Annotated in this window: 8 protein-coding genes; all 8 read right to left on the bottom strand. The window is 42.2% G+C overall.

Annotation, left to right across the window (positions count from 1 at the left end; genetic code table 11):
- Positions 1-2 precede the first annotated feature (2 nt).
- The 8 genes from RHM67_RS11585 to trpD all read right to left on the bottom strand — a co-directional run bounded on the left by RHM67_RS11585 (position 3) and on the right by trpD (position 12,730).
- Entirely contained in the window at positions 3-1,349 is a 1,347-nt protein-coding gene (locus tag RHM67_RS11585) for a TolC family protein (RefSeq protein ID WP_322226891.1), read from the bottom strand.
- A 13-nt stretch (positions 1,350-1,362) separates the two neighbouring features.
- Positions 1,363-2,040, bottom strand: coding sequence for an ABC transporter ATP-binding protein (locus tag RHM67_RS11580; protein ID WP_322226890.1), 678 nt, complete (start codon positions 2,038-2,040; stop codon positions 1,363-1,365).
- Between the two features lie 311 nt (positions 2,041-2,351).
- Entirely contained in the window at positions 2,352-4,757 is a 2,406-nt protein-coding gene (locus RHM67_RS11575) for an ABC transporter permease (protein ID WP_322226889.1), read from the bottom strand.
- A gap of 63 nt (positions 4,758-4,820) precedes the next feature.
- On the bottom strand, positions 4,821-7,205 hold the full coding sequence (locus tag RHM67_RS11570) for an ABC transporter permease (protein WP_322226888.1): 2,385 nt from the start codon (positions 7,203-7,205) through the stop codon (positions 4,821-4,823).
- Between the two features lie 88 nt (positions 7,206-7,293).
- Positions 7,294-9,720 (bottom strand): ABC transporter permease, encoded by a 2,427-nt coding sequence (locus RHM67_RS11565; RefSeq protein WP_322226887.1) that lies wholly within the window; start codon positions 9,718-9,720, stop codon positions 7,294-7,296.
- A 208-nt stretch (positions 9,721-9,928) separates the two neighbouring features.
- The gene (gene trpB, locus RHM67_RS11560; RefSeq protein WP_322226886.1) at positions 9,929-11,110 is read right to left on the bottom strand and encodes a tryptophan synthase subunit beta; all 1,182 of its coding nucleotides are present in this window, start codon (positions 11,108-11,110) and stop codon (positions 9,929-9,931) included.
- 6 nt (positions 11,111-11,116) lie between these two features.
- Positions 11,117-11,737, bottom strand: a complete 621-nt coding sequence (locus RHM67_RS11555) for a phosphoribosylanthranilate isomerase (RefSeq protein WP_322226885.1) — start codon at positions 11,735-11,737, stop codon at positions 11,117-11,119.
- 3 nt (positions 11,738-11,740) lie between these two features.
- Entirely contained in the window at positions 11,741-12,730 is a 990-nt protein-coding gene (gene trpD, locus RHM67_RS11550; RefSeq protein ID WP_322226883.1) for an anthranilate phosphoribosyltransferase, read from the bottom strand.
- Positions 12,731-12,738 lie beyond the last annotated feature (8 nt).

Raw genomic sequence — 12,738 nt, 5'->3', positions numbered from 1 at the left:
AATTATAGTGCTAAACGCCCCTGATAATAGTCTAGTATTTTGTTGTAGATAAAACAATCGTAACGTGCGTTTATCAGATTTAGGTTTGCCCTGTCCAGGTAATTTTTGGATAGTACAAATTCTACAGAATTAAGCACACCCGCGTTAAAACGGATCTCGGCTATCCTGAAAGATTCTTTGTACGCTGCAACCTGATCTTGTAAAGCTTTGTAACGCTCAAGAGCATTACTCATATTCAGATAGGCTTGCTCAACGTTCTGTCGCAACTGTATTTTTGTGTTCTCCTCTACATATTTATACGATTGCAGGTCAATTTTCGCCAGCGTTACCTTGTTACGGTTTTGAAAATAGTTCAAGATCGGGATCCTTACACTTACACCAAAGTTATTATTAAAGTTGGTTTTTAACTGATTGCCATAAGGTATTGTAGCATTGCTGCCATCATTCAAAGTAGTAGCGCTTGAATAATTGGTATTTAGGCCGGCAAATAACGATACAGTTGGTGATAAAGCACCCCTCGCTGCAGACACCCCCTTCTCGGCACTTTGCCTGCGCAATATGGCTGCCTTTACATAAGCCAGTTGATTTAGTGCAGTTTGATAAACATCTTCTGAAGTGCCGGTTTGCTGAAATATATCTGCATTTGAGATTTTTTCGAATACAATATCCGGCCTGTATGGGATGTTTAAGATCTGCAACAAATTAAGTTTAGATGTTTGCAGCGTAGCCTTTTGGTTAACGTAGCTTACTTGGTTATCCGCGTAGGTACCTTTAAGGTCGGTAAAGTCGTTTGGTTGTTTGTTGGCTCCCTGGTTTTCAAGTATCTGCAACCTATCCAATTGTTTCTTAGAAACCGCTATCTGGTTTTGCACTTGTGATAAGGCCTCAGTGTTGTTTAATACCTGTAAATAAGCGGTAATGGTATTGATAGTAACCAAGTCTTTAGCCTGTTGCAGGTCCATTTCACCGGCTTTATATGCAAGTGAGGTTTGCTTAATGCGATTAAGGTTTTGCAGGCCGTTAAATAGCGTCAAATCTGCATTGGCATTGTAGCTGGCAAACTTTGTTGATGCGTTTACATAACTGTAATCTACAAGGTTAACACTACGTCCATTATTTATACCATGGTCTACCTGTGCGTTTAAAGTTGGCAAGAGGTTTTCTTTAGCCTGGTTCTTATCAACTCTGGCAGATTGTAATATTAGTTCGCTTTTACGTACATCAAGGTTATGTTTTAAGGCGATGTCGATACATTGCCTTAGGGTAAGTACGCTATCTACAGCCTGGCTGTGTGCCAGTGCAGGCGTAAGGGTTATTAAGCTAAAAAGTAAAAATTTAAAGTATCGCATTTTGATTTATAGTTCAGAATTTCCTGGAAGATTCTACCCTTCCGTCCAATAGGTTAATAATACGCGATCCGTATTCCGCGTTTTTTTCGGAGTGTGTTACCTGGATGATGGTAACCCCGTCCTCTTTGTTCAGCTTACGAAACAATTCCATGATCTCCTCTCCTTGTTTAGAGTTAAGGTTACCGGTGGGCTCATCGGCCAACAATACTTTGGGCTTAGCAATAAGCGCGCGGGCTATACCTACCAACTGCTGTTGACCACCCGACAATTGCGCCGGGAAAAGATCTTTTTTGCCTACAATGTTAAAACGATCCAACATATCGGCAACCATGGCCTTACGTTCCGATCCTTTTACATCCTGGTAAATTAATGGGGTTTCGATGTTTTCATAAACGGTAAGCTCATCTATTAAATGATACGCCTGGAAAACAAAGCCGATGTATTGTTTATACAGGGCAGCACGTTGTTTCTCTTTAAGCTGATGCACGGCCTGGTCAACAAAGTAATGGAAACCATCGCTCGGTTCATCAAGCATGCCTATGATGTTCAGCAGGGTTGATTTGCCCGAACCCGAGGGCCCCATGATGGATACAAATTCGCCCTGCTCAACCTCAAGACTGATATCGTTTATAACGAAATTCTTGTTTCCGCCTACCTGGTAATATTTTGAAATATGCTGAAGTGATAACATGTTTAATTATTGTGTTAAATGAATTACTGTTTAATTATTTGCAATTTCTTAAACTGATTTTGGTATTCAGGTATCAATAATATACCAAACTTATAAGTGTCTTAATATCAGTTAATTATGTTGATTGTTAAAAGCTAAAACTGTACGCTTATGTACATCTTGCGTTCGGTTATGATACAGTTGTTGGGCGCAGAGATTAGTGATTAGTGATTAGAGATCAGAGATTAGGAAAAAATGGCGTATAATGATAAGAGGTCAGAAGTTTCAACTTTGGCCTCTTAACTAATCTCTAATCACAAGTCTCTAATCTCTTACTCCGACCTCAAACTATTAACAGGGTTTGATAGTGCCGCTTTTACCGATTGATAGCTGACTGTTAAAAACGCTATAAGCGCCGCTGTACCGCCTGCAATGGCAAATACCCACCAATGTATCTCCGCACGGAAGGCGAAATCCTGTAGCCAGGCATGCATAGCGTACCAGGCCAATGGCGATGAGATAAGGATGGCGATAAGCACCAGTTTAATGAAATCAAAAGAAACCAAGCCTACAATTGATGCCACCCCTGCCCCTAATACTTTACGGATGCCTATTTCTTTAATACGCTGGCGGGTTGAGAATACCGCTAAGCCAAATAGACCAAGGCACGATATAAATATGGCAATAATGGTAAACGCCGTAAGGATAGAACCCGTCCGCTGATCTGTTTTGTACAAGGCTTCAAACTCCTGGTCAAGAAAATGGTACTCAAAGGGTGCGTTTGGATAGAACTTGTGCCAGCTTGCCTGAATATTGGCAATGGTTTTAGCAGTGTTTTTGCCTGATGTTTTAACCAATAATTTACCAAACCAATCATACTCCGGGAACATCACTATAGGTGTTATCTCTTCATGCAGCGATGCGAAGTTAAAATCTTTAGCTACTCCTTTAATAGTGCCCATGCGGCCATTTAGCCCTATTTTTTTACCAATGGCTTGCTCAGGTTGCCAGCCCAAGGCAGCTACTGCTTTCTCATTCAGGATAAAACTGAAACGTCTTTTACTTTCGGCGGTATCCATTACTTGTTGTTCATCGCCAACGTCCAGATCGCTACCTGCAACCAATTTTATACCAAGTGTTTTAGTAAAGCTTTTTTCTACAGGAATAGCGGTTACCGACAGATTAAAGTCGGCATTTTTACCTTCGGCAATATTGATAGAGTATCCTCCCCTAACATTCACCGGCGAATCGTAACTCGCGGTTGAACCCAATACGCCCGTTTGTACGCCAATCTCCGTTTTAAAGGTTTCTATTTTGCTGTATGGCATGCCACCCATATCTAAAACTAATACCTGGTCGCGGTTGATGCCGGTATCTAAACTTTGCATAAAGCGTAGCTGGTTGCCCGCAATTAAAGTACTGATGATAAAAAACACTGATACCACAAACTGGAACACCACCAACGATTTACGCAGCATGTTGCCACCCGACTGCATTGACGAACCGCCCTTAAGCGTAATAATAGGTTTAAAGGCCGACAGATATAACGATGGATAAGTACCAGCCAAAAGCGTAACCAAAACAAATAAAGTTACCAATGCTATAACCAGCCAAGATAAATTCCAGGTGTGCAAGCCTAATTGCTGGCCCGTAAATGTACTGAATGCAGGCAATGTTAAATCTAACAGCGCAAAACCAACTATTAAAGAGATCAAAGTAATTATACCTGCCTCTATAATAAACTGACTGAACAACTGCCCACGCATTGCCCCCATTACCTTGCGTACACCAATTTCTTTGGCGCGTTCGGCAGAGCGGGCGGTTACCAGGTTAAGGAAGTTCACACAAGCTAATACCAGTAATATCACAGCCACTAAACCCAAGATGTACATGTATTTTATATTACCGCCGGGCTCTAAACCATAGGTAGCGGATGAATATAAATGCACTTTGGTAAGCGGCTCTAAATTGAACCACATTTTATCGTTAGAGAGTGGCCTGTCCTTAGTAATATAATTGGTCATCTGTTTAGCAACAGCTTCCCTATCAGCATTGGGTTTTAATAGGAAGTATGAGTAATCGTTTGATGAATTCCACGCACGGGTTAGCGAGCGCGGCATCATGGCGTAGTTACCTAACAGGTCGAATTTGATCTGTGAGTACTCCGGCACATCCTCTACCACGCCGGTAACCATCATATTATTTTTTTGGTCAACCTTAAGTATTTTACCAATGGCATTATCGTTGCCAAAGTATTTTTTGGCGGTAGATGCCGTAATTACAATCGATGAAGGGTTATCTAAAGCCGATTTTGTATCGCCCGAGATGAAATTAAACGTAAAAATCTTAAAGAAGGAAGCATCGGCAACCAGCATCTTTTTCTCTTTAAAAATCTTATCGCCAAACTGCACTACGGCAGCCCGCATGTTGGAATAATTAACTACGCGAACACCATCCTCCACATCAAAAAACTCCTGTTTAAAAACCGGAACAGGTGCCGTCGGTGTTAACGCGGCAGTTTTAACATCGGCATCATCGGCTGATTTGTAGCTGAAGGTTAAGCGGCTTATCCTGTCGGCATTGGTATGGAAACCATCATAACGTAACTCATTTATCAGGTAAGTTGTCAGCAATAAGAAGCAGCAGATCCCTACTGCTAAGCCTGCCATACTGATAAGCGATGTGGTTTTGTTTAAAAACAGATTACGCCACGCGGTTTTTAAATAATTTTTGATCATGTTATTATAAATTCTAATTTCTTAACTCTAAATTATCTGCCTTAATCTCTAATTAACTAATCTCTATTCACTTCTTAAGCTCTTTACAGGATTAGCAATGGCTGCTTTAATAGCCTGGAAGCTGATCGTTGCCAGTGCAACAATCATCGCTAATATTCCCGATACGGCAAACACCCACCATTGGATCTCTATACGGTAAGCAAAATCCTGCAGCCATTTATGCATAAAATACCATGCAATTGGTGATGCTATCAGGAATGAGATACCCACCAGTATCATAAAATCTGAAGACAGCATATTTACAATACCCGATGTTGATGCGCCTAATACCTTGCGGATACCTATTTCGCGGGTACGCTGATAAGTGCTGTATGATGCAAGGCCTAATAAACCAAGGCACGATATAGCAATGGCCAGTATAGCAAAATTGAAGAACAACTTGCCAAAGCGTTGTTCGGCACGGTATTGCCTGTCGAAGAACTCATCTAAAAAGTAATAACTAAATGGCCTGTTCGGGATAGCCTCTTTCCATTTGGCTTGGATAGCGGCAAGTGTTGCGGTCAAATTTTTGGAATCAACCTTAACCGATACGAGATTAAAGCCACCCAGCTCCACACGCATGCTTAAAGGCTTGATTTTTTCCTGTAACGAGCGGAAGTGAAAATCTTTCATCACCCCTACTATTTTGCCCTCGCGGCCCCACTGTTTAAACCGGTGACCTATGGCTTCCTGCGGCGAGCTGTAACCAAACAATTTTACCGCTTCTTCATTCAGGATCATTGCTTGCGAAGTATCGGTGCTGATAAAATCGCGGGAGAATGGCCTGCCCGCAACCATTTTTATTTTGAATTGTTTCAGGTAATCAAAGTCGACAAAGTATAGGTCGAGGTTGGCAACCTGCAGGTCGCCTTTTTTATTCTCAACTTCAGAGTAAGCACCACTATTGCCACCGCCCGGTACGCTTGATGATTGGGATACCATTTTAACGCCCGGCAATGATCTTACCGATTGCTGAAAAGCATCTTTACCCTGGTCGCCGTTGGTGTCCATCACCAGCATTTGGTCTTTAGAGAAACCAAGATCGCGGTTACGCATAAAATCCATCTGATTATACACGATGATGGTGCCGATGATGAGCGCGATTGAGATACTGAACTGCGCTACAACAAGGCTTTTGCGTAAAAGGCTACCTTTTGTACCTGTAGAGAACCTGCCCTTTAAAACCATAATCGGTTTAAACGATGATAATACCAATGCAGGATAAATACCCGCCAATAAGCCTATCAATATTGATGTACCAAAAAGGATCAGGATATAATATGGCGATGAGAAGATACCCGGACTAATTATCTTACCGGACAACTGGTTAAACATCGGTAGCAATGCAGCTGAAAGCACAACTGTAACAACAAATGCAACCAAACAAAGTACCACGCTTTCGCCAATAAACTGGCCGGCTAATTCGCCTTTGGCAGCACCTACCACCTTGCGGATTCCTACCTCTTTAGCACGCTCTACAGAACGGGCTGTAGTTAGGTTAATGAAGTTGATACAGGCTATCAGCAATATAAATACTGCTACAATACTAAAAACGTAAACATTGCTCATGCTACCAACCGCCGGGCCACCATGGGTAGAGTGCAGGTAAATATCCTTAATAGGCTCCAAGATCAGCGTTGCAAACATTTGGCGCTTGCGGCTTTCGTCGCCGTTGCGTTTGTTTATAAATGCCGGGAATTTTGATTGTAGTACATTTGCATTTACACCCGGTTTTAATAATAAATAAGTATTCGCTCCGTAGTTACCCCATTGTTCTTCAAGCCCCTTGTTAAATTTTTGAGTTAACGTTGACATAGAAACGATCATATCTGCTTTGATCTGCGAGTTTTCGGGCAGGTCTTTCATTACGCCGGTAACCATGGCAGGTGTATTATTACCGGTTAGCAATACGGTTTGGCCAACTGGATCTGTATTACCAAAATACTTTTTAGCGGCGGTTTCTGTGAATATCACACTGGCCGGCACTTTTAAGGCTGTTTTAGGGTCGCCTTTTAATAGTTTAAAATCGAACACCTTAAAAAAGGCCGAATCTGCAAGCAGGGTTTTTTCTTCCTGAAACTTTACATTCCCTTTTTTTACCAGGTAGCTGTCTCCACTAACGCGAACGAAAGATTCTATTTCGGGAAAATCGAGCTTTAAATTTGGTGCGAATGCCCATGAGGTGGCATCCGTATGGATGGTTTCTGACGGGGTTTTAATATCCGTAACCACACGATAGATCCTATCGGCCTTGGTATGGAATTTGTCATAACTCAACTCGAACATCACATACATGGAGATAAAGAAACAAGCCGTTATACCTACAGATAACCCCGTGATATTTATAAAAGAGAATACCCTGTGCCTCCACAGGTTTCTCAAAGCAATTTTAAAGTGATTTTTTAACATGATATTGAAGGTGAAATTCTAAAAATGAAAATTCTAAATTATTATAATTCGTTTTTGATCTGCTAATCTTTAATTAACAAATCTCCGATCACTCGCTCCGTAAACTCTTTACCGGGTTAGCCAATGCCGCTCTTACTGCTTTATATCCTACTGTTAACCACGCAATGGCTATAGATGATACCATGGCCAGTATAAATACCCCAGCCGTTAATGGTATGCGGTAAGCAAAATTTTGCAACCAGCCCGACATCATGTACCAGGCCGCAGGCATGGCTATTACAAATGCTATCGAAATAAGGATCATAAACTCTTTGGAGAACAGGAATACGATACTGAACACCGATGCACCCAATACTTTGCGTACGCCAACCTCTTTGGTGCGCTGTATAGCCATAAAAGATACTAAGCCGTACAAACCAAGGCACGAGATAAAGATGGCTATGAAGGCGAAGATCTTGTAAACTAAAGCCAGCTGGTTTTCCTGTTTATAAAATTGCGCTATGTTTTCGTCAAGGAAAAAGCCATTGTAAGCATATTCCGGGTAAGTAGCTTCCCAAAGTTTTTGGATCTCTTTAGTTGTTTTGGTAAGGTTACGTGTCTGGATCTTAATAGCCGCTTGCGATAGTACCGATTTGCGTGGGGCAAAAACAATAGGCTTGACCGCGTCACGCAGCGAGTTGGTTTTAAAATCTTTCACCACACCGGTTATTGGTGCCCAAGCCCACCTACCGCCAACGCAGATGGTTTTACCAATGGCGTCTTCAGCTTTCATAACACCTAATTTATGTATCAGCGTTTCGTTAACTACCACCTGGCGGGTGGTGTCGCTCGGGTCATAACCATGCCCTGCGGCAAATTGCAACCCAAAAGTTTTAAAGTAATCTGCATCGCCATATTTTAAAAAAGTGGTAAAGGTTACGTCCTTAGTGGAGTTATTGTAGTAAAAATTTGACCCCCAGTTATTATCTGACGACGGCGCATCAGAAGCAAAACTCATCGACTTTACGTCAGGGTTTTGTAACACCTGCTGTTTAAATGATTGCATTTTGCTCAGGCTGAGGCTATCAGTATAGCCTGGTATAATTAGCACCGCGTTTTTATTAAAGCCAAGGTCGGCATCGTTCACAAAATTCATTTGGTTAACAGCCACTATAGTACCTATGATAAGTAGTTGCGCAATAGCAAACTGCGCCACAACCAAGGCCCTGCGTAATGGGATGCCACCTATTGATGCAGCAGTAATTTTATTTTTAAGCGCGGCCACAGGTTTAAAGCCCGATATTACCAATGCGGGGTAAATACCCGACAACAATATCACGGCAAACATCGTGATAACAAGAAATAATATTGTGCCTGTATTGAGCAAAGCGATATCATCCGGCACACTTGCAATATTTTTAAGATAAGGCAAGGCAATTTTCGCCATCGCGATAGCTAAGATTACAGAGAACATGATCACCATAGTAGTTTCGCCTATTACCTGTGCTATTAACTGTTTGCGTGTGCTACCTAACACCTTACGGATACCCACCTCTTTTGAACGACCGACCGATTGCGCAGTTGATAGATTAATAAAGTTAATAGAAGCCATCAGGATTATTAAAATGGCAATAAAAGTTAAGGTATTTAAAGTGGCTTTGCTGGTTAGGTGATCCCCAAGTGTGTTACCAACTTTAGTATCAAAATGCATAGCGCTAAGTGGCTGCACCAAATGCTCGCGTACCGAACGTGTTTTATCGGTCAGGTTCTTTTTGGTGAAGCCTACAAGCTGCGATTCGAAACTCTTTTGGCTGAGATTTGCCGGCAATTGTACAAATATCTGGTGGTTACTGCTTATAGCTCCCCATACGGTATTATAGCCATAGGTATTCCCGGTTTGTTTCCAGGTGATGTACGACACCATTATCTTCATGGGGATATCGCTGTTACTTGGCGAATCTTCTATTACACCCGCAACACGCAGGGTTAGGGTATTATCCATTTTGATGGTTTTACCTACTGCGGTATTCCAGTCGCCAAAGTACTTGGTAGCGATAGCTTTGCTGATAACCGCCATATTTGGCTGCGAAAGCGCCTCCTTAGTGCCATTAAGCCATTTTGCCTGGAAAATATCCAAGAACTGTGGTTCCATAAAAAACACACCAATTGGCTCGATGAATTTCTTATTAGCAGTTGCGTTATTTGGGTCGGCACCGGGAACGGTCATCTGACTACCGTAGCTTGAATTTAAAGCAGCGAATTTTGCTTGTGGAAAATCTAACCGCAAAGCATCTAATGCAGGCACAGATACCCCGGGGTTATAGTTCACTCCATCCTCGGCAGTTTGCTTGGTAACCAGGTGATAAATATCCTTGAAGTTATTGTTGAAAGTATTGTAGCTAAGTTCAAATTGCAGGATAACAAATATGAGCAAGCAAGCACCAATACCCACGCTTAAGCCAGAAATGTTTATGATAGAATGTGCCTTATGACGGATGATGTTTCTCCAGGCAATTTTGAAGTAGTTCTTTAACATTGTGATGGTAATTTGCTTTAATAGGTTAAAACATATACCAAAGTATTAAACAACTAATTATCAGATATTTATGCAGATTTAAAAGCGTACGCTATGTACGTAAGTGTAACAGTATGTGTTCGGTATTGATACAGTGTGGGGTAAGAGGTGGTGATCAGAGATTAGGAAATTTATTCCTTAACTAATCCCCAACCTCTGATCTCTAACACTAAAACCCAAAATGCTTTATATAAGTATCCAGATCCTTATCTCCCCTGCCCGATAGGCAGATCACTACGTTGTCGCTTTTCTCAAAGGTCATTTTTTCTAAGTAAGCCAACGCATGCGCGGTTTCAATTGCGGGGATAATACCTTCCATTTGTGAACAAAGCAAACCTGCGTTCAATGCCTCGTCATCGGTAATGCTAACATACTTGGCGCGATTTATTTTATAAAGATGGGCGTGCTGAGGGCCAATGCCGGGATAATCTAATCCTGCAGAAATAGAATATGGCTCTACAACCTGCCCGTCGTCACTTTGCATTAATATGGTACGGCTGCCGTGTAACACGCCCTCCCTACCCAAAAATGTGGTAGCTGCCGAGTGGCCGCTATAAACACCTTTACCTGCTGCTTCAACAGCAACCAGTTTTACGACTTCATCATCAAGGAAATGGTAAAACATCCCCATGGCATTACTGCCACCGCCAACACAGGCCATTACATATTGTGGTAACTCATTACCCGTTTGCTCTAAAAGCTGTTTTTTGGTTTCTTCGGATATAATGGATTGAAACCTTGCCACCATATCCGGGTATGGGTATGGCCCCACAACCGAGCCGATGATGTAATGGGTATCAACCGGGTTGCCTATCCAGTCGCGCAGAGCCTCGTTGGTGGCATCCTTAAGCGTTTTACTGCCCGATGTTGCCGGTATTACCTTTGCGCCCAGCATCTTCATACGAGCCACGTTTGGTGCCTGGCGAGCCATATCAACTTCGCCCATGTAAACGATACATTCGATGCCCTTAAGTGCGCAAACAGTTGCCGTAGCTACGCCATGTTGGCCCGCTCCTGTCTCGGCAATAATACGTTTCTTGCCAAGGCGTTGCGCAAGCAATATCTGCCCAATGGCATTATTTATTTTATGCGAACCTGTATGGTTCAGGTCTTCTCGTTTAAAAAAGATGTTAGCGCCATATTTTTCAGAGTACCTGTCGGCGCGGTAAAGCGGCGAAGGGCGGCCAACATAATCTTTCAGCAACTGGTTAAATTCGGCAATAAAACCCGGGTCGCTCATTATTTTTATGTATTCCTGCTTTAATTTTTCCACATTCGGGTACAACATTTCCGGTATATATGCACCGCCAAAATCCCCGTAATAGCCTTGTTCGTTTACTCCGTACTTCATTGCTGTTTATAATGTATTTATAGTATTAAATGCTTGTTTTAACTTACTTATATCCTTTAATGCAGGTGATAGTTCGAATTTGCTGTTCAGATCCACCCCGTAAAACGCCGAATGTTTAATTTTCTTTATCTCTTCCAGGTTATCCAAACTCAAACCGCCTGATAAAAAGAAAGGCACATCAAGTTTGTATTTATTAAGAACGCCCCAATCAAAAACCATTCCCGAACCGCCATGCACGGGCGTTTTAGTATCTAACAGGAAATAATCCACATTGTTCTTGTAAGCATCCAACCGGGTAAAATCAAAGTGCTTATCTACGCCGAATGCTTTTATTACCTGAACTTCGTGTTTGTACATATCACAAAACTCCGGGCTTTCGCTGCCGTGAAGTTGTATAGCGTCAAACTTATATTTGTAGATCATTTTGCTGATACTATCGGCATCTTCATCTACAAAAACGCCTACTTTGATAATATCCGTAGGTATGTTTATCAACTCTTCGTCATCCATCCCGCCAATAAACCTGGGCGACTTTTCATAGCAGATAAAGCCCATATAATCGGGCGCTAAAGCCTCAACAGCTTTAATGTTATCTGAATATTTTAATCCGCAAACCTTGATCTTCATGGCTTAGTTGGCTATTAATGTTTTAAAGCTGTTCAAAGCTTTTTTGCTGACTAATGCTTCTTCGGCCTCATAAAAGCAATCTGCAAAGCTTTTTTCCGGATGGATGGTTTTAATAGCCATTGCCGCGTTGCTTAACACCACGCTGATCTGTGGAATAGTAGCCTCATTATTCAGCACATTCATAAAAATATCTGCCGAATCACTCACGGTGTGCCCGCCGGTTATCTGGTCTTCGGCCAGTTTATCAAAGCCAAGGCTTTCAATGCTGTTAATCTTTTCACCTTCTGCTGAGAAAGTTTTAAAATCGCAGGTAAGCGAGATCTCATCATAGCCATCCAAAGCATTCAGTATAGTATATTTTACGTTCGATTTTTGGTAGAGGTAAGCATAGATCCTTGCCAACTCCAGGTTGAACACGCCAACCATCTGGTTTTGCGGTTTAGCCGGGTTTACCAGCGGGCCCAACATATTAAAGAATGTTTTAACCCCCAATTCACGGCGGATAGGTGCCACGGTTTTCATAGCCGGGTGAAACAGCGGCGCATGCAGAAAACAGATATTCGCCTTGTCTACACTCCGTTTAAGACCATCGGTATTGTTGGTAAACACATAACCCAGATGCTCCATCACGTTTGATGAACCACAACCCGATGATACACCGTAGTTACCATGTTTGGCCACCTTATACCCCGCTCCCGCCACCACAAACGATGCCAGGGTAGAGATATTGAACGTATCCTTACCATCGCCACCAGTGCCACAAAGGTCAATCAGTTCGCCCTGCTCCAAGTCGATAGGCAGGCAAAGTTCCAGCATCGCGTCGCGGAAACCTTCCAGCTCGTTAACGGTGATGCTGCGCATACAATAGGCCGTCATAAAGGCAGCCATTTGGGAATTATTGAATTTACCCAATGCAATATCTTTCAGGATATCTTTCGATTGCTCGCGGGTAAAGGTTTTATGTTCGAATAGATGGTTAAGTATCTGTTTCATTTGTTGGG

This window comes from Mucilaginibacter sp. 5C4 (genome assembly GCF_034345625.1).
Taxonomy (GTDB): domain Bacteria; phylum Bacteroidota; class Bacteroidia; order Sphingobacteriales; family Sphingobacteriaceae; genus Mucilaginibacter; species Mucilaginibacter aurantiaciroseus.
This window is presented reverse-complemented; position numbering and strand designations above follow the sequence as displayed.

Excerpts from the sequence above, each read along its gene's own strand:
- RHM67_RS11585 (WP_322226891.1), bottom strand. The coding sequence starts at position 1,349 with ATGCGATACTTTAAATTTTTACTTTTTAGCTTAATAACCCTTACGCCT.
- RHM67_RS11580 (WP_322226890.1), bottom strand. The coding sequence starts at position 2,040 with ATGTTATCACTTCAGCATATTTCAAAATATTACCAGGTAGGCGGAAAC.
- RHM67_RS11575 (WP_322226889.1), bottom strand. The coding sequence starts at position 4,757 with ATGATCAAAAATTATTTAAAAACCGCGTGGCGTAATCTGTTTTTAAAC.
- RHM67_RS11570 (WP_322226888.1), bottom strand. The coding sequence starts at position 7,205 with ATGTTAAAAAATCACTTTAAAATTGCTTTGAGAAACCTGTGGAGGCAC.
- RHM67_RS11565 (WP_322226887.1), bottom strand. The coding sequence starts at position 9,720 with ATGTTAAAGAACTACTTCAAAATTGCCTGGAGAAACATCATCCGTCAT.
- trpB (WP_322226886.1), bottom strand. The coding sequence starts at position 11,110 with ATGAAGTACGGAGTAAACGAACAAGGCTATTACGGGGATTTTGGCGGT.
- RHM67_RS11555 (WP_322226885.1), bottom strand. The coding sequence starts at position 11,737 with ATGAAGATCAAGGTTTGCGGATTAAAATATTCAGATAACATTAAAGCT.
- trpD (WP_322226883.1), bottom strand. The coding sequence starts at position 12,730 with ATGAAACAGATACTTAACCATCTATTCGAACATAAAACCTTTACCCGC.